Annotated in this window: 22 protein-coding genes and 1 pseudogene; 19 read left to right on the forward strand and 4 right to left on the reverse strand. The window is 73.2% G+C overall.

Annotated elements, in window-relative coordinates; translation table 11 throughout:
• Positions 1 to 306: 306 nt before the first annotated feature.
• Positions 307 to 2,658: a SulP family inorganic anion transporter gene (locus tag ACZ4XX_RS03145; RefSeq protein ID WP_468506262.1), complete on the reverse strand. Its 2,352-nt coding sequence runs from the start codon at positions 2,656 to 2,658 to the stop codon at positions 307 to 309.
• Positions 2,659 to 2,971: 313 nt separating this feature from the next.
• Between ACZ4XX_RS03145 and ACZ4XX_RS03150 the strand changes: the two genes are divergently transcribed.
• On the forward strand, positions 2,972 to 4,306 hold the full coding sequence (locus tag ACZ4XX_RS03150) for a polysaccharide deacetylase family protein (protein ID WP_468506263.1): 1,335 nt from the start codon (positions 2,972 to 2,974) through the stop codon (positions 4,304 to 4,306).
• A gap of 125 nt (positions 4,307 to 4,431) precedes the next feature.
• Here ACZ4XX_RS03150 and ACZ4XX_RS03155 read toward each other — a convergent pair whose 3' ends face one another.
• Positions 4,432 to 5,415 (reverse strand): ATP-binding protein, encoded by a 984-nt coding sequence (locus ACZ4XX_RS03155; RefSeq protein ID WP_468506264.1) that lies wholly within the window; start codon positions 5,413 to 5,415, stop codon positions 4,432 to 4,434.
• A 102-nt stretch (positions 5,416 to 5,517) separates the two neighbouring features.
• Between ACZ4XX_RS03155 and ACZ4XX_RS03160 the strand changes: the two genes are divergently transcribed.
• Positions 5,518 to 6,336 carry a Fic family protein gene (locus ACZ4XX_RS03160; RefSeq protein ID WP_030323445.1) on the forward strand — a complete coding sequence of 273 codons (819 nt, stop codon included), beginning with the start codon at positions 5,518 to 5,520 and terminating at the stop codon, positions 6,334 to 6,336.
• Between the two features lie 438 nt (positions 6,337 to 6,774).
• Here ACZ4XX_RS03160 and ACZ4XX_RS03165 read toward each other — a convergent pair whose 3' ends face one another.
• Complete coding sequence (locus ACZ4XX_RS03165) at positions 6,775 to 7,641, reverse strand: HAD family hydrolase (RefSeq protein ID WP_468506265.1); 867 nt, start codon at positions 7,639 to 7,641, stop codon at positions 6,775 to 6,777.
• A gap of 451 nt (positions 7,642 to 8,092) precedes the next feature.
• Between ACZ4XX_RS03165 and ssd the strand changes: the two genes are divergently transcribed.
• From ssd to ACZ4XX_RS03200, 7 genes and pseudogenes are all read left to right on the forward strand, one after another.
• Complete coding sequence (gene ssd, locus ACZ4XX_RS03170) at positions 8,093 to 9,265, forward strand: septum site-determining protein Ssd (protein WP_468506266.1); 1,173 nt, start codon at positions 8,093 to 8,095, stop codon at positions 9,263 to 9,265.
• A complete protein-coding gene (locus ACZ4XX_RS03175; RefSeq protein WP_468506267.1) occupies positions 9,262 to 10,431 on the forward strand; it encodes a TadA family conjugal transfer-associated ATPase in 1,170 nt (389 codons plus the stop codon). The genes ssd and ACZ4XX_RS03175 overlap by 4 nt, the downstream gene beginning before the upstream one ends.
• A complete protein-coding gene (locus tag ACZ4XX_RS03180) occupies positions 10,428 to 11,318 on the forward strand; it encodes a type II secretion system F family protein (RefSeq protein WP_468506268.1) in 891 nt (296 codons plus the stop codon). Before ACZ4XX_RS03175 ends, ACZ4XX_RS03180 begins: the two co-directional genes overlap by 4 nt.
• A complete protein-coding gene (locus ACZ4XX_RS03185; protein ID WP_468506269.1) occupies positions 11,315 to 12,097 on the forward strand; it encodes a type II secretion system F family protein in 783 nt (260 codons plus the stop codon). Before ACZ4XX_RS03180 ends, ACZ4XX_RS03185 begins: the two co-directional genes overlap by 4 nt.
• 17 nt (positions 12,098 to 12,114) lie before the next feature.
• A complete protein-coding gene (locus ACZ4XX_RS03190; RefSeq protein ID WP_468506270.1) occupies positions 12,115 to 12,399 on the forward strand; it encodes a DUF4244 domain-containing protein in 285 nt (94 codons plus the stop codon).
• Positions 12,386 to 12,778: a TadE family type IV pilus minor pilin gene (locus ACZ4XX_RS03195; protein ID WP_468506271.1), complete on the forward strand. Its 393-nt coding sequence runs from the start codon at positions 12,386 to 12,388 to the stop codon at positions 12,776 to 12,778. Before ACZ4XX_RS03190 ends, ACZ4XX_RS03195 begins: the two co-directional genes overlap by 14 nt.
• A gap of 73 nt (positions 12,779 to 12,851) precedes the next feature.
• Positions 12,852 to 13,049: pseudogene (locus tag ACZ4XX_RS03200) on the forward strand (Rv3654c family TadE-like protein); the annotation flags it as partial.
• 40 nt (positions 13,050 to 13,089) lie between these two features.
• Here ACZ4XX_RS03200 and ACZ4XX_RS03205 read toward each other — a convergent pair.
• Positions 13,090 to 15,669: a DEAD/DEAH box helicase gene (locus ACZ4XX_RS03205; RefSeq protein ID WP_468506272.1), complete on the reverse strand. Its 2,580-nt coding sequence runs from the start codon at positions 15,667 to 15,669 to the stop codon at positions 13,090 to 13,092.
• Positions 15,670 to 15,750: 81 nt separating this feature from the next.
• Between ACZ4XX_RS03205 and ACZ4XX_RS03210 the strand changes: the two genes are divergently transcribed.
• From ACZ4XX_RS03210 to ACZ4XX_RS03255, 10 genes are all read left to right on the forward strand, one after another.
• On the forward strand, positions 15,751 to 16,104 hold the full coding sequence (locus ACZ4XX_RS03210) for an STAS domain-containing protein (protein WP_015034520.1): 354 nt from the start codon (positions 15,751 to 15,753) through the stop codon (positions 16,102 to 16,104).
• Between the two features lie 15 nt (positions 16,105 to 16,119).
• Positions 16,120 to 16,578 carry an ATP-binding protein gene (locus tag ACZ4XX_RS03215; protein ID WP_468506273.1) on the forward strand — a complete coding sequence of 153 codons (459 nt, stop codon included), beginning with the start codon at positions 16,120 to 16,122 and terminating at the stop codon, positions 16,576 to 16,578.
• A 304-nt stretch (positions 16,579 to 16,882) separates the two neighbouring features.
• Positions 16,883 to 19,192 (forward strand): sodium-translocating pyrophosphatase, encoded by a 2,310-nt coding sequence (locus tag ACZ4XX_RS03220; protein WP_468506274.1) that lies wholly within the window; start codon positions 16,883 to 16,885, stop codon positions 19,190 to 19,192.
• A 303-nt stretch (positions 19,193 to 19,495) separates the two neighbouring features.
• A complete protein-coding gene (locus tag ACZ4XX_RS03225; protein ID WP_468506275.1) occupies positions 19,496 to 20,161 on the forward strand; it encodes a small secreted protein in 666 nt (221 codons plus the stop codon).
• Positions 20,162 to 20,411: 250 nt separating this feature from the next.
• The gene (locus ACZ4XX_RS03230; RefSeq protein ID WP_468506276.1) at positions 20,412 to 21,974 is read left to right on the forward strand and encodes a DUF7059 domain-containing protein; all 1,563 of its coding nucleotides are present in this window, start codon (positions 20,412 to 20,414) and stop codon (positions 21,972 to 21,974) included.
• Complete coding sequence (locus ACZ4XX_RS03235) at positions 21,971 to 22,975, forward strand: ArsR/SmtB family transcription factor (protein ID WP_468506277.1); 1,005 nt, start codon at positions 21,971 to 21,973, stop codon at positions 22,973 to 22,975. Before ACZ4XX_RS03230 ends, ACZ4XX_RS03235 begins: the two co-directional genes overlap by 4 nt.
• A gap of 107 nt (positions 22,976 to 23,082) precedes the next feature.
• Complete coding sequence (locus ACZ4XX_RS03240) at positions 23,083 to 24,165, forward strand: ABC transporter ATP-binding protein (protein WP_468506278.1); 1,083 nt, start codon at positions 23,083 to 23,085, stop codon at positions 24,163 to 24,165.
• A complete protein-coding gene (locus ACZ4XX_RS03245) occupies positions 24,162 to 24,956 on the forward strand; it encodes an ABC transporter permease (protein ID WP_468506279.1) in 795 nt (264 codons plus the stop codon). Before ACZ4XX_RS03240 ends, ACZ4XX_RS03245 begins: the two co-directional genes overlap by 4 nt.
• A gap of 65 nt (positions 24,957 to 25,021) precedes the next feature.
• Positions 25,022 to 25,813 carry an ABC transporter permease gene (locus ACZ4XX_RS03250; protein ID WP_468506280.1) on the forward strand — a complete coding sequence of 264 codons (792 nt, stop codon included), beginning with the start codon at positions 25,022 to 25,024 and terminating at the stop codon, positions 25,811 to 25,813.
• Between the two features lie 281 nt (positions 25,814 to 26,094).
• The gene (locus ACZ4XX_RS03255) at positions 26,095 to 26,292 is read left to right on the forward strand and encodes a hypothetical protein (RefSeq protein ID WP_468506281.1); all 198 of its coding nucleotides are present in this window, start codon (positions 26,095 to 26,097) and stop codon (positions 26,290 to 26,292) included.
• The last annotated feature ends 195 nt before the right edge of the window (positions 26,293 to 26,487 follow it).

Genomic DNA, 26,487 nt, shown 5'->3' on the forward strand with positions numbered 1-26,487 from the left:
ATCTCCCTTTCCCAGGGCGTCCTCTGTGCGTATGTGTCCCGCGTCATAGCTCATCAGTCGGAGGCCCGGGTGACAAGAGCCTCCAGGCAATTGGTTTAGACCTGTGAGTCGTATGGCGTGCGGGGGCCCCTTCTCCCGAGCGGTGGGAGAAGGGGCCACACAGTCTCACGGACCGGGGGAGCGGAAGGTTCAGGACGCGCTGCCCTGTCCTGATCAGGGGCTCGGCCCTGTCCGTGATCGGAGGCTTCGTCCTGCCTGGGATCGGAGCTGGTCCTGTCTGGGATCGGAGCTCCGTCCTGTCCGGGATCAGGACGCTCTTGCCGCCTCCAGGGGCTCCGTCGGCATGACCTGGGTGAAGACGTCGTCGTACGAGTGCACCTCGTCCGTCCCGGAGAGGAGGTACGCCTGTGCCTCGCCCACGTGGAAGTACACGCCGTGCAGCGAGAGCGTGCCCTCGGCGAGCCGCCGCGCCACCGACTCGTACGCCCGCAGGTGCTCCAGCTGCTGGACCACGTTGGTCAGGCAGAGCTGCTCGACCGCGTCCGCCGGAAGCCGGCCGGAGATCCGGGCCCAGGCGTGTCTCCGGCTCACCATCCGCTCCAGGCTGGGCCGGCCGTGGCGCAGCCAGCGGCGGAGCGGGGTGGGCGGGTCGTCCGGGCCGGCGTTGAGCAGGGCCTGCATCGCGCCGCAGCCGGAATGGCCGCAGATGGTGATCGACTCGACCCGCAGCACCTCCACCGCGTACTCGATCGCCGCCGCCACCGAGTCGTCGCCGCTCTCCTCGCCGGGCAGGGGGACGAGGTTCCCGACGTTCCGCACGGTGAACAGGTCGCCGGGGCCGCTCGACGTGATCATGCTGGTGACCAGGCGCGAGTCGGCGCAGGTCAGGAAGAGCTGCGAGGGGGTCTGACCCTCGCGGGCGAGCCGCGCGAGCTCGTCCCGGACCAGCGGGGCCGTGTTCCGCTGGAACTTGCCGATGCCGCTGGCCAGCTTCAGCCCCGTCGTACGAGGGGTCTCCACGGCCTCGTCGGGCCGCTCGTCCGGCTGCTCGCCGCACTGGTGGTTGTGCCACGGCGTCCAGGGCCGGCAGCAGGCGTGCGCGGCGGCCGAAGGGGTGGGCTCGGCGATCCTGGTACCGGAGGGGCCTGTCGTCTCGACCGTCCCGCCGTGGGCGAGGTGCCCCGCGGTCCAGTCGCTGAGCGTCTCGTAGGCGGCGTGGTCCATGAAGGAGCCGTCGAGCTCGACCACCACGTCGGAACCGTGCGGCAGCTGGTGCAGGGCGCGGCTCAGCCGGGGCACGGCGAGGAAGGTGAGCTGGCCCCGGACGTGCAGCAGCTGGCGTCCGTCCCGCTCCTCGCGGCTGATCCGGGTCCGGGCGAGCCGGTGCAGGGCGACCGCGACGGCCACGCCGATGCCGAGGGCGACGCCCTCCAGGATGCCGACGAGGACGACACCGGACAGCGTCACCGCGTAGACGACGACCTCGCGGTGCCGGGTGACGGTACGGATGTGGGTGATGCTGACCATCTGGATGCCGACCACCATGACCAGGGCGGCGAGGGCGGGCAGCGGGATCAGGTCGAGCACGGGCACGAGCAGCAGGGCCGCGAGCACGATCCACAGGCCGTGCAGCATCGTGGAGGCGCGGCTCACCGCTCCCGCCGAGACGTTGGCGACGCTGCGGACCGCGACACCGGCGACCGGCAGTCCGCCGAGCGCCCCGGAGATCACGTTGGCGGCGCCCTGACCGGCGAGTTCGCGGTCGAGGGCGGCGCGCGGGACGCCCCGGCCGCCGTCCGGGCGGGCGGCGATCAGCTTGTCGACCGCGACGGCGGACAGCAGCGACTGCACGCTGGTGACCAGGGTGATCGTCAGCACTCCGGCGAGGATGCCGAGCACCGGGCCCTCGGGCAGACCGGGCAGGGCGTGGCTGCTCCAGGAGGGCAGGTCGACGCGGGGGACCGCGAGCCCGGCGAACGTCGCGACCGCCGTCGCGCCGATCACCGCGACGAGCGCGGCCGGGATCCTGCGTACGAGCTTCCCGGCCCGGCCGGGAAGCCGGGGCCAGCACAGCAGCACGGCCACGGTGAGGGCGCTGATGCCGAGGGCCGCCGGGTGGATGTGCGCCAACTGCGCGGGCAGAGCCAGGACGTTGTCGACGACGGAGCTCTGCGGGGTGCTGCCGAGCACGATGTGGAGCTGGGCCAGGGCGATGGTGACGCCGATGCCGGCGAGCATGCCGTGCACGATCGCGGGCGAGACGGCGAGCGCCGATCGGGCCACCCGGAGCGCGGAGAGCCCGAGTTGGGCGAGCCCGGCGAGCACGGTGATGGCGCAGGTGGTGCGCCATCCGTACAGCTGGATGAGCTCGGCGGTCACCACGGTGAGGCCGGCGGCGGGGCCGCTCACCTGGAGCGGGGAGCCGCCGAACCGGCCGGCCACCAGACCGCCGACGGCGGCGGCGACCAGGCCGGACTGGAGCGGGGCCCCGGTGGCGAGCGCGATGCCGAGCGAGAGTGGCAGCGCGATCAGGAAGACGGCGACGGACGCCGACAGGTCGGCACCGGCGATACGGAAGCGCCGTGGCGCCTCCGGCGGACTGTGGGGCCGCTGGACGCGGGGCCTGTTGGTTGTGCGGGCAGGGGTGCAGAGGGTCATTCCCGTCTCCTCCGGGGCAGCGCGGTCGCGGTTCGTGGGGGACGAACGTGGGGGCTCGCGGCCGTGGGTCACGGCGTGCAGCGGCGGGATGCAGTGCGGCGGCAAGGCGGGATCCCGGCCGGGGCGAGGATCAACGCTCGGTAAATGGATCGTAATGGAGAGTAAAGTCTCCGGCATTATTTTCGGGGCAAACGGGGCAAAGATTCACCGGTTCCGGTGAAGGGCAGACGGATTGCCGCTTGTCGTTTCATCAGTCCGGCTGTCGCGGTGCGACGTTGACGCCGCTCGTACGGAACCGAGGAGAGGTGCGCGGATGACAGCCGCCGGGAGAAGGACCACTGCCCAGAGGAAGGCGCTCGCCGCCGCTGCCCTCGCCGTCGCCCTGATCGGCGGACTCGCCGGCTGCTCGGGCTCCGACGGCACCGCCACGAAGAGCGCGCCGGGCGGCTCGGGTGCCAAGAAGGCACCGGCCGGCGCCCCGCCGAACACGGTCCGCCTGATCGGCGACGGTTCCACCGCCTTCACCGGCGCCCAGCCCCACCAGCCCGTCTGGCAGCGCCTCAAGCCGGGCGAGACCCCGCCGCAGTTCGTCGTCTTCTCGTGGGACGGAGCCGGCGAGGACAGCCAGAAGCTCTTCTCCCACTTCCGCAAGGTCGGCAAGAAGTACGACGCCACCATGACGTACTTCCTCAGCGGCGTGTACCTGCTGCCCGAGGAGAAGCGGGACCTCTACGACCCGCCGCAGCACAGCCCCGGGCGCTCCGACATCGGCTTCAACGACACCGAGGGCATCCGTGCCACCGTCCGCGAGCTGCGCGGCGCGTGGCAGGAGGGCAACGAGATCGGCACCCACTTCAACGGGCACTTCTGCGGGGCCGAGGGCGGCGTCGGCACCTGGTCCGTCGAGGAGTGGAAGAGCGAGATCAAGCAGGCCAAGTCCTTCGTCAAGAACTGGAAGACCAACGCGGGGCTGCGCGCCGAGCAGCCGCTGCCGTTCGACTACGACAAGGAACTCGTCGGCGCCCGCACCCCCTGCCTCGAAGGCCGGACGAACTTCGTCCAGGCGGCGGCGCAGCTGGGCTTCCGCTACGACACGAGCGGCGTCAACGACCACATCTGGCCCAAGAAGGACCTGGGCCTGTGGGACCTGTCGCTCCAGCTCGTGCCGGTCCCGGGCCGCGCCTTCCAGACGCTGTCCATGGACTACAACTTCATGGTCAACCAGTCCCCTGGCACCACCCAGGGCGACCCGTCCCGGCGTGAGTACTGGGGCGACCAGATGCGGGACGGCCTGGTGCAGGCGTTCGAGCGCTCCTACCGGGGCAACCGCGCGCCGCTCATCATCGGCAACCACTTCGAGTCCTGGAACGGTGGCGTGTACATGCGCGCCATCGAGGAGACCATCGCCACCGTCTGCGTCCAGAAGGACGTGAAGTGCGTGTCGTTCCGGCAGCTCGCCGACTGGCTCGACGCACAGGACCCCGACGTCATCGCCAAGATGCGCACCCTCAAGGTCGGCGAGGCCCCGTCGGCCGGCTGGAAGGCCTTCCTCGCCCCGCAGCCGGCAACGGCCCCGGCCGCCCCGGCGGCAGCGGGCGCGCGGGCCCCGGCGGCCGGCCGCCCCGGCGACGGGCGTCAGTCGGGCTGAACGTCGCCGATGCCCTCGGCGAGCGCGGAGCCGGGGCCGACCTGAGCAACCAGGCCGGCCCCGTCGGCCGGCGGGTCGTCAGCCGAGCTGCGCCGGACTCCGTCCGCCGTCGGCCGTCGGTGTCGTCAGCCGAGCTGCGCGGTCATCGGCTCGCCCAGTACGAAGTCGGGGTCGACCTGGGCGGCCAGATCCGCCCCTGTCTTGGCATTGCCCCAGCTCTCCGCGTTGCGCAGGTGGAAGTGGACCATCTGGCGCGTGTAGCGGTCCCAGTCGCGGTCGGCGTACGAGTCGTCCGCCGCGTCCTGGAGGGCCTGGAGCGACATGCGGTTCTCCGCCTCCAGGAGTTCGAAGCGGGGCGGACGGCCCTTCTCCATCGCGCGGACCCAGTCCGAGTGACCCACCGTCACGAGCAGGTCGTCGCCGACCTCCGCGCGCAGGAAGTCCAGGTCGTCCTGGCCCTGCACCTTGTTGCCGACCACCTTGAGGGCGACGCCGAAGTCCCGCGCGTACTCCTTGTACTGGCGGTAGACCGAGATCCCCTTCCGGGTCGGCTCGGCGACCAGGAACGTCATGTCGAAGCGGGTGAAGAGACCGGAGGCGAAGGAGTCCGACCCGGCGGTCATGTCGACCACCACGTACTCGTCGGCGCCGTCGACCAGATGGTTCAGGCAGAGCTCCACCGCGCCGACCTTCGAGTGGTAGCAGGACACCCCGAGGTCCGACTCCGTGAAGGGGCCGGTCGCCATCAGACGGATCTCGCCGTCGTCGAGCGGCACCGTCCGCGCGCAGGCCTCGTAGACCGGGTTCTCCTCGCGGACCCGCAGCAGCCGCGAACCCTCCCCGGGCGGCGTCGTCTTGATCATCGTGTCGGCGGAGACGATCCGCGGGTTGCTGCCCCGCAGGTACTCCTTGATCAGCGGCAGATGGGCGCCCATCGCGGGCAGCGCGGCCGCGTCCGCGTCGGGGAGGCCGAGCGCGGCGCCCAGGTGCTGGTTGATGTCGGCGTCGACGGCTACGACCGGGGCTTCGTTGGCGGCGAGGTGGCGGATGAAGAGCGAGGACAGCGTGGTCTTGCCGCTGCCGCCCTTCCCCACGAAAGCGATCTTCATGTTCACCTAGGGTAGTGGTATGAACGCGCCGCGTGGTCGGGAAGCGTGAAGAAGACCACTCCATCGTGGGGCGGGCCGTCGGGGCGCGTAGCCTCCCTACTTATGAGTACGCACGCCTCTGACCCCTTGGCCGCCCTCGGCTCCCTGCCGGGCGTCGCCGACGCGGTGGACTCCGTACGCAAGGCCGTCGACCGGGTCTACGGCCACCGTGTGATGCGCCGCCGCAGCAACGAGATCTCTTCCGAAGCGGCCCTGCGCGGGGCGCGCGGCTCGGCCGCCCTGTCCGGCGCCGACTGGGCCCTGGAAGAGGTGCGCCGCCGCACCGACTTCGGCTCCGACGCAGAGGCCCGCACGGTCGGCGCCGCGCTGCGCCTCGGCGCCGAGGCCGGGCAGCTGCTCTCCATCTGGCGTCAGTCGCCGCTGCGGGTCCTCGCCCGGCTCCACCTGGTCGCCGCGGGCGACCCGGGCGCATCGGTGGGCCGGCCCCGGCTGGACGGCGAGACGGTCGACGAACCGCTGGTGACGGCCCCGCTGCCGACGCCCGCCGAGGTCGGTGGACGCCTCGACGGCCTCGCGGAACTGATCGTCGCGGGCGGCGAGGCCCCCGCGCTGGTGACGGCCGCCGTCGTCCACGGAGAGCTGCTCGCGCTGCGCCCCTTCACCTCGTACAACGGCCTGGTCGCGCGTGCCGCCGAGCGGATCGCGCTGGTCGGCAGCGGCCTCGACCCCAAGGCGATCTGCCCGGCGGAGGTCGGTCACGCGGAGCAGGGGCGGGCCGCGTACCTCGCCGCGTTCGAGGGGTACCTGTCGGGGACCCCGGAGGGCGTGGGCGGCTGGATCGCGCACTGCGGGCGCTCGGTCGAACTCGGCGTCCGCGAGTCGACGGCCGTGTGCGAGGCCCTCCAGCGCGGCGCTGCCTGAACCGGCGCGGCGCGGACGGCGGCGCGGGCCCGGATCCCGGTCCGAGTGGGCGGCGGTGCGGGCCCGGATCCCGGTCCTGAGTGGACGGCGGTGCGGGCCCGGATCCCGGTCCCCTGCAAACGAATCCGGGCCCCTCGCGGGGCCCGGAACGGGTTGCGGCGGCACCAGTTCTGGTACCGCCGCTGGCACGTCTACCCAGTTACCATGCGTCCTCGAATATGTGCCCATCAGGCCGGGAACTTTGCCCGTAGCCTGGTGCGGCTGGCCCGTAATCGACGGGTCGACGTCGCGTGGGTGCTCGGTTTCTGTGCTAGGTCCGTGGGGCCTTCATGCTCAACAGGTGATCCTCTCGGATGTCCTCGGTCTCGCGGGCCTGATTCCTTTCTACTCCTGTCGGGGTAGAAGCGAAAGTGCTGAGTCCACTTCTCTGCTCATCGCTCAAATTCGGGCAAAGTCATCCGCGAGTCGATGGGCGAGCGCGGCCTGCCGGCGCCGGGCGGCGTACCAGACGAGTCCGGCGCCCACGGCCGCCGCACCCACCGCCGCCGCGGCGACGAGCGTGGGACGGGGCGGCATACGGAATTCGGGCAGCCGCTGCTTGAGCCGCACCGGCTTCTCGAAGGCGAGAACCGGCCATTCCCGCGCCACGGCCTCGCGACGCAGGGACCGGTCCGGATTGACCGCGTACGGGTGGCCGACGGCCTCCAGCATGGGGATGTCGGTCGCCGAGTCGCTGTACGCGTAGCAGCGCGAGAGGTCGTAGCCCTCGGACTTCGCGAGCTCCCGGACGGCCTCGGCCTTCGTCGGCCCGTAGGCGTAGTACTCCACCTCACCGGTGAAGCAGCCGTCCTCGCCGACCACCATCCGGGTGGCGACGACCCGGTCGGCGCCCAGCATCTCGCCGATCGGCTCGACGACCTCGGCGCCGGACGTCGAGACGATCACGACGTCGCGGCCGGCGGCGTGGTGCTCCTCGATGAGGGAGGCGGCCTCGTCGTAGATGATCGGGTCGATCAGGTCGTGAAGGGTCTCGGCGACGAGCTCCTTCACCTGGGCCACGTTCCAGCCTTTGCAGAGCGCGGAAAGATATTCGCGCATCCGCTCCATCTGGTCGTGATCTGCTCCACCTGCCAGGAAGACGAACTGGATGTAGGCCGTCCGCAGGGCGGCGCGGCGGCTGATCAGTCCGCCCCGGTAGAAGGACTTGCTGAAGGTCAGCGTCGAGGACTTCGCAATGACCGTCTTGTCCAGGTCAAAGAAGGCGGCTGTGCGCGGCAAGGAGTGGTTTTCCACAAGCCAGAGCATAGGTGCCCGCCATTCGGCGTACGCTGGGGCGCGTGGGTTTGCCTGAGAAGGCTCTCGGGTACACCATGGAAGTCACGGATCGTTCGCGACCGTGCTAACCCGGTCCGGCTCCTCCCCCCCCCGAGTCGGCCGGAAAGACGACCCCCGCTCTCCCCCCCGGCGGGGGTCGTCGCATGTCCGGAGCCGTTTTGGCGCTGTGGGACATCGTCCGCCTCCTTCCTTCCGGCCGTCGGCCACGCATCGTCAGGCGCTCTGCCCGACCCTCGATCCATCACTCACAGTAACCGGCAGGCTGCGTTCCGGGCAGTCCCCGGAGGAGTGACGGAGATATTCACAGGGCTTGGGATATCCCCAGTTTTTCGGCAAGATCCCCAGGATTTTCGGTTCGGCCCCACGGTGATTCCCGTCGCGAAGTTCGCGAACGGCAGGAATCACGAGAGGGGTGTGTGTCATGGAGGCATCCAGGACTTCCGGGGTCGGGGGTACGACGTGGACGTCGGCGCCGAGCGGGGCGGGGCGGGCCCCGGTGCCGAACGGCACGGACGGGCCCGGCCCCCAAGAGCACCGCCGCACGGGTCCGTTGATCGTCACCGAGGACCTCGGGCTGCTCGACGACCTCCTGCGGCTGTGCGCCGCTGCGGGGGTCGAACCCGAGGTGCACCACCGGGTTCCGGAGCGGCGGGCGAGCTGGACCGACCCACCCCTCGTCCTGGTCGGCGACGACGCCGCGGCACGCTGCCGGGGAGCGGAGCGCCGCCCGGGGACCGTCCTCGTCGGGCGGGACCGGGCGGATTCGGGGGTGTGGCGGCTCGCCGTCGAGATCGGGGCCGAGTGCGTCCTGCGGCTGCCGGACGCCGAGAACCTCCTCGTCGACCGCATCGCCGACGCGGCCGAGGGCGTGGGCCGGCAGGCGCTGACCGTCGGGGTCGTCGGCGGCCGAGGCGGCGCGGGTGCCTCCACTCTGGCCTGTGGACTCGCGCTGGCCGCCTCGCGATCCGGGTGGCGCACCCTGCTCGTCGACGGCGACCCGCTGGGCGGGGGCCTCGACGTGTTGCTCGGCGGCGAGCGCGAGGAGGGCAGACGATGGCCCGACTTCGCGGCCTCGAAGGGGCGGCTCGCCGCCGGCGCCCTGGAGGAGTCCCTGCCGTCCGTGCGGGGCGTCCGGGTGCTCAGCTGGGGCAGGGAGCCCGCCTCGCCCGTGCCGGCCGAGGCCGTGCGGTCCGTGCTCGCGGCGGCCCGCCGCCGGGGCGGGGTCGTCGTGGTCGACCTGCCGCGCGCGGTCGACCCGGCGGCCGTCGAGGCTCTTGCCCAGCTCGACCTGGGACTGCTGGTCGTGCCGGGCGAGTTGAGGGCCGTCGCGGCCGCGCACCGGGTGGCGTCGACCCTCTCCATGGGTGTGCGCGACCTGCGGGCCGTGGTCCGCGGACCGTACGCGGCCGGGCTCGACGAGCGATGGGTCGCCGACGCGCTGCGGCTGCCGCTCGCCGGTGAACTCCCTTACGACCCGGGGATCGTGTCCGACCAGGACGCGGGTGTGCCACCGGGCGCCGAGCCCCGCGGCCCCCTCGGCCGGTTTTGCGACGCCTTCTGGGTGCGCGCCCTCGTCCCCGGTGGTGCGGCGTGACCGGGAGCGCGGGTGGCGGCGGCGCGGGGCTCCTCGACGCGGTGCGGCAGCGGCTCGCGGCGAGCGGGTCCGAGCCCACCCCGGCGCGGGTCGCGGCGGCGCTGAGGGCGCAGGGGCGGCTGCTCGGCGACGCGGAAGTGCTGGGTGTGGCCGAGGAGCTGAGGTGCGAACTGATCGGCACCGGACCGCTCGAACCGCTGCTCGCCGATCCGGCCGTCACCGACGTCCTGGTCTCGGCACCCGACCGGGTGTGGGTGGACCGGGGCGCCGGTCTGGAGCGGGCCCCGGTGTCCTTCAGCGACGCCGCCGCCGTGCGCAGGCTCGCGCAACGGCTCGCGGCGGTGGCCGGACGCCGGCTCGACGACGCAAGGCCCTGGGTGGACGCACGCCTGCCCGACGGCACCCGGATGCACGCGGTGCTGCCACCGGTGGCGGTCGGCTCGACCTGCCTGTCGCTCCGCGTGGTCCGCCCGCGCGCCTTCACCCTGGAGGAGCTGGCGGCGGCGGGCACGGTGCCGCCCGGCGGTGCCTCCATCCTGCGCGCACTCATCGACGCCCGGGTGTCGTACCTGGTCAGCGGCGGCACGGGGACGGGGAAGACCACCCTGCTCGCCTCCCTGCTCGGCCTGGTGGGGGAGCGGGAGCGGATCGTCCTCGCCGAGGACTCGGCGGAGCTGCGGCCCGACCATCCGCACGTGGTGCGGCTGGAGGCACGGCCCGCGAACCAGGAGGGCGCCGGACTCGTGACCCTGCGGGACCTGGTCCGGCAGGCGCTGCGGATGCGGCCGGACCGGCTGGTGGTCGGCGAGGTCCGGGGCGGCGAGGCGGTCGATCTGCTCGCCGCTCTCAACACCGGCCACGAGGGGGGCTCGGGCACGGTCCACGCCAACACCGCGGCGGACGTGCCGGCGCGCCTCGAAGCCCTGGGGACGGCGGCCGGGCTCGACCGGGCCGCCCTGCACAGCCAGTTGGGGGCCGGTCTGTCGGTCGTGCTCCATCTGGCGCGGGACCGGGACGGTCGGCGGCGGATCGCCGAGGCGCACGTCCTGGAGCGGGACCGGGACGGCCTGGTGCGGACGGTCCCGGCGCTGCGGTGGGGTGCGGCCGGGTTCGTGCGGGAGCGGGGCTGGGCGCGGCTCAGGTCGCTGATCGGAGGGGGACCGTGAGCACGACGGGGTTGTCCGTACGGGACGTGGTCCAGGTGGCGGCGGTGGTCTGCGCGGTCGTGGCGTTGTGGGAGGTGGCCGAGCGGAGGCGCGTCACGGGGCGGGCGCGGCTGCTGCTCGCCGGTGGGCCCATCGGGCGCCCGGGGAGTCTCGGTGGCCCTGTGGTGTGGTCGGCGGTGGCCGCGCGCTGGTGGGCCGTGCTGCGGGGGCGGCGGGCCTGGCTGTGTCTCCCGGTGGCGGGAGTCGTGGCGGTGCTCGGTGGCTCGCCGCTGCCCTTGGCGGCGGGGGCGGTCGCGGTGCCGGTCGTCGGACGGCGGCTGAGAGAGGCCGAGTGCCGGAGGGAACGCGAGGCGCGGGCCGAGCGCGTGGTGGCCCTGTGCGGGGCTGTCGTGGGGGAGTTGAGGGCCGGTTGGCAGCCCGCGCAGGCCCTGTCCTTCGCGGCTCGCGAGACGGGCGCGCTCGGCGACCGGGAGGCGGCGGTGCTCGCGGCGGCCCGGTTCGGCGGGGACGTGCCGGAGGCCCTGCGGAGAGCGGCCGGGCAGGACGGCGCCGACGGACTCGCGGGCATGGCGGCGTGCTGGCAGGTCGCTGTGGACGGCGGCGCGGGCCTGGCCGCCGGGCTCGACCGGCTCGAAGCGGCTCTGCGGGACCACAGCGAGCAGCGCGAGCGGTTGCGCGCCGAACTCGCCGGGGCCTGGGCGACGGTGGCCGTCCTCGCGGTGCTGCCGCTCGCCGGTGTCGCCCTGGGCGCGGCTCTGGGCGCGGATCCGTTGCGGGTGCTGCTGCACACACCGGCGGGCCTGGGCTGCCTCGTCGTGGGCGGGGCTCTGGAGGCGGCCGGGCTGTGGTGGGCCGCTCGGATCGTCCGAGGAGGGGAGCGGGCGTGACGGGTGCCGTGCAGGCGGCCGCGGTGGCGACTGTGGCGATCGTCTGGTCCGAGCAGGGGGTGCGGGAGCTGGTGCGCGGGCGGAGAGCGCGCGGCGTGCGGCGGAGGCTGCGGGACCTGCTGCCGGCCCCGGCCTCCGCCCCGGCCCCGCGACCGCGGAGGATCCGGTCCGGCCGGCCGCCGCGGTGGGTGGCGTACGGGGCGGCGCCTCTCGGGGCGGCCGGGCTCGGCTGGGTGCTGTTCGGCGGGTTCGGCGCCCTGGTGGCCGCCGTCCTGGTGGCCGTGGCCGTCGGACGCGGTGCGGTGAGCGGATCCGCCGCGCCGGTGGACGCGGAGGACGACGCGGCGCGGCATCTTCCGCTGGCCGCGGATCTGCTGGCGGCCTGCGCCTCGGCCGGAGCCGGGCCCGGGGAGGCGGCGGAGGCCGTCGGACGGTCCCTCGGCGGCCCACTGGGCGAGCGGCTGACCCGTACGGCGGCCGAACTGCGGCTCGGCGGCGAACCGGCCGAGGTGTGGCGGAGGTTCGGCGCGATACCGGGAGCCTCGGGCCTCGCGCGCTGCATGGAACGGGCCGGCTCCTCCGGGGCACCCGCGGCGGACGCTGTCGCCCGGCACGCGGCCGCGCTGCGGTCGGCCCGCGCCCGGACGGCGGCCACCAAGGCGCGCCGGGCGCAGGTCCTCATCAGCGGGCCCGTGGGGCTCTGCTTCCTGCCGGCCTTCCTGGCGGTGGGCGTGGCCCCGGTGGTGATCGGCCTGGCGACGGGGCTTCTGGACGGATGACGGCACGGATGAACGGCATGACACGACGAGAACGACGGACCGAGGAGGTCGGCATGGGAGTCAAGGTGGCGAGGGGAGCCGAGGTGGCGGCAGGCGGTCGGCGGCAGGCGCGGCGGGCACGGCGGGACACGGCGAGGAGGGCGGCCGAGTGCCGGGACGCGGGGATGACCACGTCCGAGTACGCGGTGGGGACGATCGCGGCGGCGGGGTTCGCCGCGGTCCTGTACAAGATCGTGACCAGCGAGACGGTCTCGGGAGCGCTGGAGTCGATGATCGGGAAGGCTCTCGATGCGCCGTTCTGACCGGGGTTTCGTGACCGTGGAGGCGGCGCTGGTGCTGCCTGTCCTCGCCCTCTTCACGGTCACCCTGCTCTGGGCGCTGGCGGCGGCCGCCGCGCAGATCCGCTGTGTGGACGCGGCGCGGGCCGGGGCCCGGGTCGCGGCCCGCGCCGAGCCCGTGGCCTCCGCCGAGTCCGCCGCGCGGGCAGCCGCGCCCGAGGGCGCCCGGGTCGCGGTGACGCGGTCGGGGGAGCTGTGGCGGGTGACGGTGGAGGCCGCGGCGCCGGGTCCCCGGGGCATGGGGCTGACCCTGAGGGCGGAGGCCGCGGCACTCGCGGAGGACACGCCGATCGGCGACCCGGCACCGGTCGTCCCGGAGAGCGGGGCCCGTCGTGACGGCTGACGTCCGTGGTCGCGGCCGGGACCGGGGCGCGGCGACCGTGTGGGTGGCGTTCGCGGCCTGTGCGCTGTGCGTGGTGTTCGGGGCGGTGCTCGCGCTCGGGCAGGCGGTGGCGGCCAGGCACCGGGCCGGAGGGGCGGCCGACCTGGCGGCGCTCGCCGCCGCCGACCGGGCGCTGTGGGGCGAGGTCGAGGCCTGTGCCACCGCCGACCGGGTGGCCGCCGCGCAGGGCGCCGAGCTGGTGGGCTGCGCCGTGCGGGGCGAGATCGCGGTGGTGACCGCCCGGGTCGTGCGCGGCCCCTACCGGCCTGCGATCAGGTCTCGGGCGGGGCCTCCGACGCCTCTGCCGGCGGCGTCCCAGGTGTCCCAGGTGTCTCAGATGTCTCAGGCGCCACAGGGATCTCAGGCACCACAGGGACCTCGGGCGTCCCAGGGGTCTTCGGGGGCTCCGGGGCCTCGCGGAGGATCTCCGTGAGGAGGCGGACCGCGCCGCGCTTGTGGAGGGGGTCGTTGCCGTTGCCGCACTTCGGGGACTGGATGCAGGACGGGCAGCCCGCCTCGCACTCGCAGGAGGCGATGGCCTCCCGGGTGGCCGTCAGCCAGGCACGGGCCGTGTGGAAGGCGCGCTCGGCGAAGCCCGCGCCGCCCGGATGGCCGTCGTACACGAAGACGGTGGGCAGCAGGGTGTCCGGGTGGAGCGGCACGGAGACGCCGCCGATGTCCCAGCGGTCGCAGGTGGCGAAGAGCGGCAGCATGCCGATGGAGGCGTGCTCGGCGGCGTGCAGGGCGCCCCCGAGGATCTCCGGGGTGATCCGGGCGGCGTCGAGCTGGTCCTCCGTGACCGTCCACCACACGGCCCGGGTGCGCAGGGTGCGGGGCGGCAGGTCGAGCTTGGTCTCGCCGAGCACCTCGCCGGTGATCAGACGGCGGCGCAGGAAGGAGACGACCTGGTTGGTGACCTCGACGGAGCCGTAGCAGAGGCGGCCGGCTCCCCAGGGGATCTCGGTCTCGGTGTCCAGGACGGCGATGGAGGTGGTGTCGCGGGCGGTCGTGGAGTACGGCGGGACGGCCTCCTCCACGAGTGCCACGGAGTCCTTGAGGTCGAGCTCCCGGACCAGATAGGTACGGCCCTGGTGGAGGTGGACGGCACCCTCGTGGACGGCCGCGTGGGAGGCGGCCTCGTCGACGGTGCCCAGCAGCCGGCCGGTTCCGGCCTCCACGATCCGGACGGGGCTGCCGCCGCCGCCCCGGATGTCCGTGAGGTCGGCGGCCCGCTCGCGGCGGGTCCAGTACCAGCCGGTGGAGCGGCGGCGCAGCAGGCCGGCGCCCTCCAGCTGGGGCAGCAGGTCGGGGACGGCCGGGCCGAAGAGGGCCAGGTCCGCTTCGGTCAGCGGGAGCTCGGCGGCGGCGGCGCACAGATGGGGGGCGAGGACGTACGGGTTGTCCGGGTCGAGGACGGTCGACTCGACCGGCTGGTCGAAGATCGCCTCCGGGTGGTGGACCAGGAAGGTGTCCAGCGGATCGTCGCGGGCGATCAGGATCGCCAGGGAGCCCTCGCCCGAACGGCCGGCGCGGCCCGCCTGCTGCCACAGGGAGGCCCTGGTGCCGGGGTAGCCGGCGATCAGGACCGCGTCCAGGCCCGAGACGTCCACGCCCAGCTCCAGGGCCGTCGTGGCGGCCAGACCGAGGAGCTCGCCGGAGTGCAGGGCCCGCTCCAGGGCCCGGCGCTCCTCGGGGAGGTAGCCGCCGCGGTAGGCGGCGACCCGGCGGGCGAGCGCGCGGTCGGTCTCGGCGAGGCGTTCCTGGGCGATCACCGAGATCAGCTCGGCGCCGCGCCGGGAGCGTACGAAGGCGACCGAGCGGACGCCCTGGCGGGTCAGGTCGGTCAGCAGGTCCGCGGTCTCGGCGGTGGCGGTGCGGCGCACGGGCGCTCCGCGCTCGCCGTGCAGCTCGGTCAGCGGCGGCTCCCACAGGGCGAAGACCAGCTCGCCGCGCGGAGAGGCGTCGTCGGAGACCTCGGTGACCGGCAGGCCGGTGAGGCGGCCGGCGGCGAGGGCGGGTTCGGCGGAGGTGGCGGAGGCGAGGAGGAAGACCGGCTCGGAGCCGTACCGGGCGCAGATCCGGCGCAGTCGCCGCAGCACCTGGGCGACGTGGGAGCCGAAGACGCCCCGGTAGGTGTGGCACTCGTCGATCACGACGTAGCGCAGGGAGCGCAGGAAGGAGGCCCATCTGGGGTGGGACGGGAGTATGCCCCGGTGCAGCATGTCGGGGTTGGTCAGCACGTGGTTCGCGTACTGGCGGACCCACTCGCGTTCCTCGACGGGCGTGTCGCCGTCGTAGACGGCGGGGCGGATCCGGTTGCCGAGCGGGGCGGCCAGTTCCCGGACGGCGCGCCGCTGGTCGGCGGCGAGGGCCTTGGTGGGCGAGAGGTACAGGGCGGTGGTCCCCCGGCCGTTCGGGGCCTCCGAGCCGTCCAGGAGGGTGCTGAGGACCGGGGCGAGGTAGGCGAGCGACTTGCCCGAGGCGGTGCCGGTGGCGATGACCACGTTCTCGCCGTCGAGAGCGTGCTCGGCGGCCTCCGCCTGGTGTGCCCAGGGGTGCTCGATCCCGGCCGCCTCGATCGCCGCGATCACCTCCGGACGGATGCGGTGCGGCCAGACGGCATGACGACCCTCCCGGGCGGGCATGTGCTCCATATGAGTGATGCGCGCGGCCCGGCTCTCGCCCGAGGAGAGCCGGTCGAGGACCATGGCGGGAGAGGGGCGGCTGCCCATGTCTCCGGCCGGTCGTCGGGGGCGCTGATTCTTGGCCATCGGCACCGAGTGTGTCACTGCCATGACGGACAATGCTTCCAAGGCGTCGTGCATGGCTGCTGGTAAGTGATTGAATGCCATCGCGGCTGGCGATCAGTTCCCTGACTCCGCCCGGGAGACCCAGTGGGGACGATCGTTCGATAGCAAGGTGCTGGAGGATCCGTGGACCTGTCCCTGTCGACTCGCAATGTGTCCGGCGCTGGTGGCGACCGTACGGTCGTCGAGGTCGGTGGCGAGATTGATGTGTATACCGCGCCCAAGCTGCGCGAGCAGTTGGTCGAGTTGGTGAACGACGGCAGCTACCACCTGGTTGTCGACATGGAGGGCGTGGACTTCCTCGACTCCACCGGCCTCGGTGTGCTCGTCGGCGGCCTGAAGCGTGTGCGCGCCCATGAGGGCTCGCTGCGTCTGGTCTGCAACCAGGAGCGCATTCTGAAGATTTTCCGGATCACGGGTCTCACCAAGGTGTTCCCGATCCACACCTCGGTCGACGAGGCCGTCAACGCCGTCGACTGAGCCCAGGGGGTTCGTATGGCCACCGTTGAACTCCGCTTCAGCGCTCAGCCCGAGCACGTCCGTACGGCCCGCCTGGTGGCGGCCGCGGTCGCGCGCCGGGCCGGGGTGGACGAGGCGGTCCTCGACGAGGTGCGGCTCGCCGTCGGCGAGGCGTGTTCGCGTGCCGTCGGGCTGCACCGCAGCAACGACGTCACCACGCCCATCAGGGTCGTGCTGACCGAGGAGGAGAAGACGTTCTCCATCGAGGTCGGCGACGAGGTCCCGGGCGCGGGGGTCGCGGCGGCCGATGCCGCCGGTGTCCCCGGCGCGCGGTCGGCGGCCCCGGCCGAGGAATTCGACGACGCCGACGGTGAGGACGAGATGGGGCTCGCGGTGATCCGCGGGCTCGTCGACGATGTCGAGGTGAGCGCCGGCGAGGACGGCGGCACCATCCGGATGAGCTGGCCGGTGAACTCGGCGGACATCCTGTCCTGACCCGTACGGAGCCACGAAGCGCAACGAGACAACGCGACAACGCAACAACGAGCAGAGGCCCTGCCCCGCAGGGCCTCTTCTCGTTGCGTCGCAACCGGCGCCCCCGTCGCAACCGGCGCCCCCGGCGCAACCGGCCGCCGCCCGAGACCGGACCCGCCCGTAACCTGCCTCTGCCTCTGCCTCTGCCCGAGTCCGCCCCGTTCCGGACCGGCAGGCTCCGAGTCCGCCCCCTGATTGGTGCATCCGCGCGGGGGGTTTCCGGCATCCCCGTACGTGCCGGTTTGTCTCCCTATGATCCGTCCCCATGTACCCCACATCTCTCGCCGCGGCGGTGCTCACGAGCGGGAACCGGACGATCGTGTACGTCATCGGCGCCGTCGCCCTCGCCGCGCTGGTCGTCGCGCGGCTCCTCGTCCGCCAGGTGCTCAGAGCCGGTGAGGGCACCGAGCGGATGAGGGAGATCGCCGCCGCCGTGCAGGAGGGGGCCAACGCCTACCTCGCGCGGCAGCTGCGGACCCTCGCCGTCTTCGCGGTCGCCGTGTTCTTCCTGCTGATGCTGCTGCCCGCGGACAACTGGTCTCAGCGCGCCGGACGTTCCCTGTTCTTCCTGGTCGGGGCGCTCTTCTCGGTGGTCACCGGGTACATCGGCATGCGGCTCGCCGTACGGGCCAATGTGCGGGTGGCCGCGGCCGCGCGGGAGGCCACGCCGGCCGAGGGCGCACCCGAGAAGAACCTGACGGAGGTGGCCCACCGGGCCACCCGGATCGCGTTCCGTACCGGTGGGGTCGTCGGCATGTGCACGGTGGGCCTCGGGCTGCTCGGTGTCGTGTGCGTCGTGCTCGTCTACGCCGCCGACGCGCCCAAGGTCCTGGAGGGATTCGGACTCGGCGCCGCGCTCATCGCCATGTTCATGCGCGTGGGCGGCGGCATCTTCACCAAGGCCGCCGACGTCGGCGCCGACCTGGTCGGCAAGGTCGAGCAGGGCATCCCGGAGGACGACCCGCGCAACGCGGCCACCATCGCCGACAACGTGGGCGACAACGTCGGCGACTGCGCGGGCATGGCCGCCGACCTCTTCGAGTCGTACGCCGTCACCCTGGTCGCCGCGCTCATCCTCGGCATGGCGGCCTTCGGCGACCACGGTCTGGCGTTTCCCCTGATCGTGCCCGCGATCGGCGTGATCACCGCGGTGATCGGCATCTTCGCCGTCTCGCCGCGGCGCTCCGACCGCGGCGGGATGAGCGCGATCAACCGCGGATTCCTCGTCTCCGCCGTGATCTCGCTCGCCGGAGTCGCCGTCGCCGCCTTCCTGTACCTGCCCTCCTCCTACGCCGAGCTCGAGGGCGTCACCGAGCCGGGCATCCAGAACCACGCCGGTGATCCCCGGGTCCTCGCCCTGGTCGCCGTGGCCCTCGGCATCGTCCTCGCCGCGCTCATCCAGCAGCTCACCGGCTACTTCACGGAGACGAGCCGCCGGCCGGTCAGGGACGTCGGCAGGTCCTCGCTCACCGGCCCCGCGACCGTCGTCCTCGCGGGCGTCGCCCTGGGCATGGAGTCCGCCGTCTACACGGCGCTCCTGATCGGCCTCACCGTGTACGGGGCGTTCCTGCTCGGCGGTTCCTCGATCATGCTCGCGCTGTTCGCGGTCGCCCTCGCCGGTACGGGCCTGCTCACCACCGTCGGCGTGATCGTCGCGATGGACACCTTCGGCCCGGTCGCCGACAACGCCCAGGGCATCGCGGAGATGTCCGGGGACGTCCGGGGGGCTGGGGCGCAGGTCCTCACCGATCTGGACGCCGTCGGCAACACGACGAAGGCCATCACCAAGGGCATCGCCATCGCGACCGCCGTCCTCGCGGCGGCGGCGCTGTTCGGCTCGTACCGGGACGCCATCGCCACCTCGGTCGCCGAGGTCGGCGCGAAGGCAGACGAGCTGACCCTCTCGATGGACATCTCCCAGCCCAACAACCTCTTCGGCCTGATCCTCGGCTCGGCGGTCGTGTTCCTCTTCTCGGGGCTCGCGATCAACGCCGTGTCGCGGTCGGCGGGGTCGGTGGTCTACGAGGTGCGGCGGCAGTTCCGCGAACACCCCGGAATCATGAACTTCACCGAGAAACCCGAGTACGGACGGGTCGTCGACATCTGCACCAAGGACGCGCTGCGCGAACTCGCCACGCCCGGGCTGCTCGCGGTGATGGCCCCGATCGCGGTCGGCTTCGCGCTGGGGGTAGGCGCGCTCGGCGCGTACCTCGCCGGAGCGATCGGCACGGGCGCCCTGATGGCCGTCTTCCTCGCCAACTCAGGTGGCGCCTGGGACAACGCGAAGAAGCTGGTGGAGGACGGGAACCACGGCGGCAAGGGCAGTGAGGCGCACGAGGCGACCGTCATCGGGGACACGGTCGGCGACCCGTTCAAGGACACGGCGGGACCGGCGATCAACCCGCTCCTGAAGGTGATGAACCTGGTCGCGCTGCTCATCGCCCCGGCGGTCGTGAGGTTCAGCTACGGGGGCGACGCGAGCGCCGGTCTCCGGGCGGCGGTCGCGGGGATCGCGCTGATCGTCGTCATCGTCGCCGTACGGATCTCCAAGAGGCGCTCCGTGACGGTGTCCTGACGCGGTGTCCGTACGGCCTTCGTGCCCGGTGTCCGTACGGCCTTCGTGCCCGGTGCCCGTACGAGAACCGTGCGCGGTGTGTACGGGCTCCGCGTCCTGGGTTCGTACGAGAGCCGCGCGGGCTGTTCGTACGGGCTCCGCGGGTGGTGTCCGTCTCATTCCCGGGCGCGTCGGGGGCGCGTGAGAGGTCTCTCCCTTGGGTCAAAAGACTGCAATACAGTCTTAATCGGTCGCACGAAAGGTGGAAGTAGCCCGTTCGGCGTGTATGTTCCGGGGCCGAGAGCCTTGGAAGGGACCGATCCGGTGAACAAGAAGCTTGCGGCCGCACTGTCCGGCGGCGCGGTACTCGTGCTCGCGCTGTCCGGTTGCAGCGACGACGAGGGCAACAAGGTGGACGACTGGGCGAAGACGTTCTGCGACCAGGCGAAGCCTCAGATCCAGAAGCGGGCCGACGCCCACCAGATCATCATTTCGACGGCCGCGGACAGCAAGCCCGCCGAGATCCAGGCCGCGGACTCGAAGGCGTTCCAGGACATCGCCAACGCCGACCGGGCGCTGGCGAAGGCCGTCGAGGGCGCCGGCGCCCCGCCCGTCGAGAACGGCGAGAAGGTGCAGCAGGACGCGATCAAGGAGCTCAACGCGACCGCCGTGGCCTACGAGGGCCTCAAGAAGCAGGTCGACGCGCTGGACCCGACGAACCAGCAGAAGTTCGCGGACGGCCTCCAGGGTGTCGCCGACGGCCTGACCAAGATCGAGAAGATGGACCAGAACGCCCTGTCCAAGCTGGAGGAGGGCGAGCTGGGCCAGGCGATGGCCAAGCAGCCCGGCTGCCAGAAGCCCACGGCCTCGACCCCGCCGAAGACCTCCGGCTCGGCGTCCCCGCAGCCCGGCTCCACGGCGTCCGCCTCCTCCGACAAGGCTTCGGCGAAGCCGGCCGGGACGACCTCGCCGGCCAAGACCGAGGAGTAGTCCCGCCCGGGACACCTCGCCCCGACCCGGTGGCCGCGGCGATCCGCCACGCGCCGCCGGGTCGTCGCGCTGCCACGCCGCCGGGTCGACAGGGCAACGCTCGCCGCGCTGCCGGGTCACCGTGCCGCCGGGTCGACAGGGCAACGGGTCGTCCGCGCCGCCGGGTCGACGGAGGCCCTCGGGCCGGTCCGTGGACGTCCGCCGCCGGGTCGGCCGCCCGGTTGTCGGTGGCGGCGGTCACAATGGAGCGGTGAGTACGACCAGCCTGCCTCCCCGCCTCCCGGTGCCCGCGCACGCCGCACGTCTGCGCGAGGCGCTGCTCGCCGCCGACTTCACCGCCGACGGACTCCTCGACCTGCTCGGCGCCCCGGCCTACGCCGCGCTCGCGCGCAGCGAGACCGTGCCCGCGCTGCGCGCCACCCGCGGTGACTCCCCGCTGGAGACCCTCGTCCGGCTCTTCCTGCTCCAGCAGGGCGTCGGGCACGAGCGGGCCGCCGCCGCGCTCCCGCTCGAAGAGGCCCTGGCCGACGGCTGGGTCGTCCGCGAGGACGACACCGTCTCCGCCACGGTCGACGTCCGGCCGTACGGCGGGCCCGACGGCGAGGACTGGTTCATCGTCTCCGACCTGGGCTGCGCCGTCGGCGGGGCCGGCGGGATCGGCAGGAAGGACGAAGGCGTCGTCCTCGGCGTCGGCGGTGCCTCCACCACCCTCGCCGGGATCACGGTCCGTACACCGGTGTCCTCCGCCCTCGACCTCGGCACCGGCTCCGGCATCCAGGCGCTGCACGCCGCCCAGCACACCACCCTGGTCACGGCCACCGATCTCAACCCGCGCGCCCTGGACTTCACACGGCTCACCCTCGCGCTCTCCGGGGCCCGGGAGGCCGAGCTGCTGACCGGCTCGCTCTTCGAGCCGGTCGACGGCGACACGTACGACCTGATCGTCTCCAACCCGCCGTTCGTGATCTCCCCCGGCGCCCGGCTCACCTACCGGGACGGCGGGATGGGCGGCGACGACCTGTGCCGCACGCTCGTGCAGCAGGCGGGCGACCGGCTCAACGACGGCGGGTACGCCCAGTTCCTCGCCAACTGGCAGCACGTCGAGGGCGAGGAGTGGCAGGACCGGCTGCGGTCCTGGGTGCCCGCCGGCTGCGACGCCTGGATCGTGCAGCGCGAGGTCCAGGACGTCACCCAGTACGCCGAACTGTGGCTGCGCGACAGCGGGGACCACCGCGGCGACCCGGACGCGTACCGCGAGGCGTACGGGCGCTGGCTCGACGAGTTCGAGGCCCGCAAGACGCGCGCGGTGGGCTTCGGCTGGATCACGATCCGGCGGAACGAGGCCGTGGCGTCCGGCGCCGTCGAGCCGTCGATCGTCGTCGAGGAGTGGCCGCACCCCGTCGAGCAGCCCCTCGGCCCCACCGTCCTCGCCCACTTCGAGCGCCAGGACTACCTCCGCTCCCACGACGACGCGGGTCTCCTCGCCGACCGGTTCACGCTCGCACCCGAGGTCGTGCAGGAGCAGGTCGGACTCCCCGGAGCCGAGGACCCGGAGCACGTCGTGCTCCGGCAGAACCGGGGGATGCGCCGGGCCACCCGGGTCGACCACGTCGGCGCCGGGTTCGCCGGGGTCTGCGACGGCACCCTCAGCGCGGGCCGCATCCTCGACGCGATCGGGCAGCTGATGGGCGAGGACCCGGTGATACTGCGGGACCGCACCCCGCAGGCGATCCGGCTCCTCGTCGAGGAGGGCTTCCTGCTGCCCGTCGGGGACGAGGACGGCGCGCCGGCCGCGGGCGGGGACGGCGCTTGATACGGATCGAGCTGGACGAGGCCTCGCTCGGGGGGACCCGGATCGCGATCAGCCCGCTGCGGGACGCGTTCTGTTCGATGCACCTCGCGCTGCCGCACCGCCACCCCTCCTGGCCGTACCAGGAGTGGGTCGGGCAGGCGCGGGAGGTGTGGCGCGAGGACGACCGGCTCCGGCCGCTGTGGGACCTGTTCGCCGAAGGGCGGTACACGGTCTCCGACTTCCTGCTGCCCCGGCCGTTCGGCACGGTCCACGTCCATGAGGAGCTCGCCGCGCTGCGGGCCACCGACCCGGAGTTCGTCCGCGCCCAGGTGGCCGACTGCTACCCCGGCATGGCCGACGCGCCCTTCGTGCAGCCCTATCTGAAGGACCCGGTTGCCGCCTGCGCGGCGCTCGCCGACGCGTACGCGGCCTACTGGGAGGGCGCGATCGAGCCGTACTGGCCGACGATGCGCCGGCTCGTCGAGGACGAAGTGCTCGTCCGCGCCAGGACGTTCGCGACCGAGGGCGTCGACGCGCTGTTCGCCGGACTGGAGACCCGGGGACGCTGGCAGCCGCCCGTACTCGAACTGACCAAGCACATCGACGCGGAGTACGCGCCCGGCGAGCGGCGTCTCGTCCTCGTGCCGCTGGTCTTCGCCGAGGGCTGCCGGTTGTACTCGACGGACGACCCCGAGGTGTTCGCGCTCAGCTTCCAGGCCCGGGGCGCCGGCGCCCTGCGCGAACCGCCCGAGCCCGTCGCCGAGGACCGGCTCGGGCTGATGCTCGGCCGCGGCCGGGCCGCGGTCCTGCGCGAGCTGGGCGGGCCGCTGACCACGGCGGGCCTCGCCGACCGCCTCGGCCTCGCGCCCAGCACGGTCTCCGAGCACCTGTCGGTGCTCGCGGAGGCGGGTGTCGTGACCCGCCATCGGGTCGGGCGCTCGGTGTACTACCAGCTGACGGACACCGGCCGTTCACTGCTCGCGCTGCTCGCCGGGGAGGGCATCCTCACGGCCGTGGCCTGACGACGGCCAGGCCTGGCGGCCGGCCGTGGCCCGCGACGACGGTGCGACGATTCGGGGCGTTCCGAATCGATGGCCGCGTCCCTCCCCGGGCTCCTACCGTCCGGCGCATGCTCGCAATCGAGGCGGACGCGCTGCGCCGCACCTACACCGGCAGGACCGGGTGGCCGAAGTCCCGGCGGACCGAGACCGAGGCCGTCCGCGGCGTCACCTTCGACGTGGCGCCCGGGGAGCTGTTCGGGCTCCTCGGGCCCAACGGCGCCGGGAAGACCACCACCATCAAGATGCTCAACACCCTGCTCCTGCCGACCTCCGGCACGGCCCGGGTGTTCGGCCACGACGTCGCCCGCGACCCCGTCGCCGTACGCCGCAGGATCGGGTACGTCTTCGGCGGAGACCGGGGCCTGTACGACCGGCTCTCCGCGCTCGACAACCTCCGCTACTTCGCCGAGCTGTACGCGGTCCCCGCCCGCGAGCAGAAGCGCCGCATCGCCGAACTCCTCGACCTGGTCGGCCTCCTGGGCCGGGAGAAGGAGCGCGTCGAGGGCTACTCGCGCGGGATGCGGCAGCGCCTCCACATCGCCCGCGGTCTGCTCCACCGCCCCGACGTCCTCTTCCTCGACGAGCCGTCCATCGGCGTCGACCCCGTCGCCGCCCGCGATCTGCGCCGCACGGTCGCCGACCTGGCCGCCGCCGGGACGACCGTCCTGCTCACCACCCACTACATGGCCGAGGCGGACGAGCTCTGCGACCGGATCGCCGTCATCGCGGGCGGTCGGATCCGTGCCCTCGGCACCCCCGACAGCCTCAAGTCCCTCGTACGGGACCGGGACGTGCTGGAGATCGAGGCGTACGGCGTCGACGACGAGCGGCTCGACCGGCTGCGGCGGGTGCCGGGCGTGCGGGGCGTGTCCGCCGAGGACCGGGGCGCGCTGCAGACCGTGACGGTGCAGACCGGACGGGGGGCCGCCGAACTGCACCGGCCGGTCCTCGCCGCGCTCGACGGGGTACGGATCGGCCGGGTCACCAGCCGCGAACCGTCCCTGGAGGACGCCTACATCGCGATCGTCGAGGGCACGGCGGGCACGGCTGGCACGGCGGGCATGGCGGGCACGGCAGCCGAAGTGAGCACGGAGGGCACGGCGGGCGCAGAGGCCACGACAGGTACGGCGCAGGAGGTGGCGTCGGCATGAGCGGTCGTACCGTCGACCCGCGGCGCGTCCCGCGGCTGATCCTCGTCGGAGTCCGTACGCACGTCTCGTACATGTCGCGCTCCCCGATCGAGATCACCTTCGCCGTCCTCGTCCCCCTCGTCTACGCGACGCTCGCCGTCTATCTGTTCCGCGCCGCGGGGGACCCCGACCGGCTGCTCACCGCCTCCGTCGGGGCCGGGCTCATGGGCATCTGGGGCTCGGTGCTGTTCGGTTCGGGCGGCGCGGTGCAGAACCAGCGCTGGCTCGGCACCCTGGAGAGCCTGGTCGTCGCGCCTACGCCGCTCGCGCTCGTCCTGCTCCCGATCACCCTCGCGACGGCCGTCATCGGCACGTACGCGATGGGCGCGACCGTCCTGTGGGGCGTCCTGCTCTTCGACGTGCCCCTGGACTTCGCGCATCCGCTGCTCTTCCTGGTCGCCGTCCCGGTGTGCGTCCTCGTGCTCGGCATGACCGGGCTGCTGCTCGCCGCCACGTTCGTCCTGCTGCGCAACGCCAACGCGCTCGCCAACCCGCTCGACACGCCCGTCTGGCTGCTGTCCGGGCTGCTCGTGCCCGTCACCGTGCTGCCCGCCTGGACCCATCCGGTCTCCTGGGCCCTGCCCACGACCTGGGGCGCGCGGGCCGTGCACGCGGCGGCCTCCGGCGGCGACGTGCTCACCCCGATGCTGTTCGCCGCCGTGCTCGGCGCCGGGTACGCCCTGGCCGCCGTCCTCGTCCTCGGACGGGTGGAGCGCCGGGCGCGCGCCGCCGCGACGCTCGCCCTCGCGTGAGACGTACGAGCTCCCCCGCCCACCCGACGGAAACCTCCACCCCACCCTCGAGAGGCACGACAACCATGTTCCGTTTCCTCGGCACCGCGCGGCTCGTCGTCGTCGGCGGGGCGATCTCCTACCGGGCCCTCTTCAACTGGACGACCCCGCCGATGTTCATCGGAACCCTGCTGGTCGGGCCGCTTCTCCAGGTCTTCTTCTTCGTCTTCCTGGGGCGTGAACTGGGGGTGGCCGACGACCGCTTCCACCTCGTGGGGAACGCCGTCCTCGCGGCTTCCGCCTCCTGCGTGTACGGCGGCACGATGGCCGTCGCCAACGAGCGCCGGTACGGCACGCTCGGCGCGGTCCTGCTCTCGCCCCGGCACCGGGTCCCGCTGTGGATCGGGCGCGCCCTGCCGTACGTGCTCAACGGGCTGTTCGTCAGCGCCTTCGTGCTCACCGCCGCCTCGCTCGTCCTCGGGCTGTCCGTGCCCGCCGGGGCGCTGCCCGGTCTCGGTCTCGTCCTGCTCGTCGCGGCCGGCGCCTGCTCGGCGTTCGGGCTCGCGCTCGGCGCGCTGGGGCTCCGCTTCCGGGACGTGTTCCTGGTGTCGAACGTGGCCAGTTCCGTACTGCTCCTGCTGACCGGCGCGGCCGTACCCCGGGAGACGCTGCCGGAGTGGATGCGGGCCGCCGGCGAGCTGCTGCCGCTCACGCACGCGGCGGACGCGGCGCGCGGGCTGACCGCCGGCGCCGGTCTCGACGGTGCCCTGCTCGGGGCGGAGCTCGCCGTGGGAGCGGGCTGGGGGCTGCTCGCCGTCGTCCTGCTGGGCGTCTTCGAGCGGGGCAGCCGGCGCCGGGCCACCCTCGACACGATGTGACGGACGAGACGTGCGGGCAGGCGGAGAGGCCGCGAAGGCGGCGGAAGCCCGCGAGGCAGCGAGGCCGAGAAGGCAGCGAGGCCGAGCAGTACGTGAAGCGAGTGATGTGAGCGATGTGAGCGACGTACGAGAAGTGACGAGTAGGTCACTACCGGCCATCTTCGTGAAACCGTACGGGATGCTCCGCGTCGTTCACCCGGAATTCGCACCCACGACGCCGAGAGGTGTCAGCCTCGGCTGCGGGAGACCAACACCGCATGTGAACGGAACGGGGTACGGGCATGGAGAGCGGGCCGGCGATCTTCGCGGGGGCGGCGTTCACGCTGTTCGGAGGCGCGCTGCTGCTGTGGACCACCGTGCGGACACTGCACCGTGAGCCCGTCGCCCACGGGGTCGCCCCGCGTGCCGCCGTCGCGCTGACGAGCCTCTTCGGCGCCGCCTCCCTCGTCCTCGGCGTCTGGTGCTTCGGCCGTCTCTGACCCCTTCCCCGATCTCCTCCTGATCCCGTCGCGCCCCGCCCGACCGGGAGTCCGGGCGGCAGGAATGCCAGGACTCGGGTTACCGTTCGAGTGGCCGTTGCGGGCTTTCGCCGTTTGACACGGGGGCGGGTTGTACCGTCACACTCCGCAGCGACGGGAGCGTCACCGTCCGTGCCGCTGCCGTGCGTGCCAGCA

The organism is Streptomyces sp. NPDC029956, from assembly GCF_055574655.1.

Coding starts and splice junctions, on each gene's coding strand:
- ACZ4XX_RS03145 (WP_468506262.1), bottom strand. CDS start 2,658: ATGACCCTCTGCACCCCTGCCCGCACAACCAACAGGCCCCGCGTCCAG.
- ACZ4XX_RS03150 (WP_468506263.1), top strand. CDS start 2,972: ATGACAGCCGCCGGGAGAAGGACCACTGCCCAGAGGAAGGCGCTCGCC.
- ACZ4XX_RS03155 (WP_468506264.1), bottom strand. CDS start 5,415: ATGAAGATCGCTTTCGTGGGGAAGGGCGGCAGCGGCAAGACCACGCTG.
- ACZ4XX_RS03160 (WP_030323445.1), top strand. CDS start 5,518: ATGAGTACGCACGCCTCTGACCCCTTGGCCGCCCTCGGCTCCCTGCCG.
- ACZ4XX_RS03165 (WP_468506265.1), bottom strand. CDS start 7,641: ATGCTCTGGCTTGTGGAAAACCACTCCTTGCCGCGCACAGCCGCCTTC.
- ssd (WP_468506266.1), top strand. CDS start 8,093: ATGGAGGCATCCAGGACTTCCGGGGTCGGGGGTACGACGTGGACGTCG.
- ACZ4XX_RS03190 (WP_468506270.1), top strand. CDS start 12,115: ATGACACGACGAGAACGACGGACCGAGGAGGTCGGCATGGGAGTCAAG.
- ACZ4XX_RS03195 (WP_468506271.1), top strand. CDS start 12,386: ATGCGCCGTTCTGACCGGGGTTTCGTGACCGTGGAGGCGGCGCTGGTG.
- ACZ4XX_RS03205 (WP_468506272.1), bottom strand. CDS start 15,669: ATGGCATTCAATCACTTACCAGCAGCCATGCACGACGCCTTGGAAGCA.
- ACZ4XX_RS03215 (WP_468506273.1), top strand. CDS start 16,120: ATGGCCACCGTTGAACTCCGCTTCAGCGCTCAGCCCGAGCACGTCCGT.
- ACZ4XX_RS03220 (WP_468506274.1), top strand. CDS start 16,883: ATGTACCCCACATCTCTCGCCGCGGCGGTGCTCACGAGCGGGAACCGG.
- ACZ4XX_RS03240 (WP_468506278.1), top strand. CDS start 23,083: ATGCTCGCAATCGAGGCGGACGCGCTGCGCCGCACCTACACCGGCAGG.
- ACZ4XX_RS03245 (WP_468506279.1), top strand. CDS start 24,162: ATGAGCGGTCGTACCGTCGACCCGCGGCGCGTCCCGCGGCTGATCCTC.
- ACZ4XX_RS03250 (WP_468506280.1), top strand. CDS start 25,022: ATGTTCCGTTTCCTCGGCACCGCGCGGCTCGTCGTCGTCGGCGGGGCG.
- ACZ4XX_RS03255 (WP_468506281.1), top strand. CDS start 26,095: ATGGAGAGCGGGCCGGCGATCTTCGCGGGGGCGGCGTTCACGCTGTTC.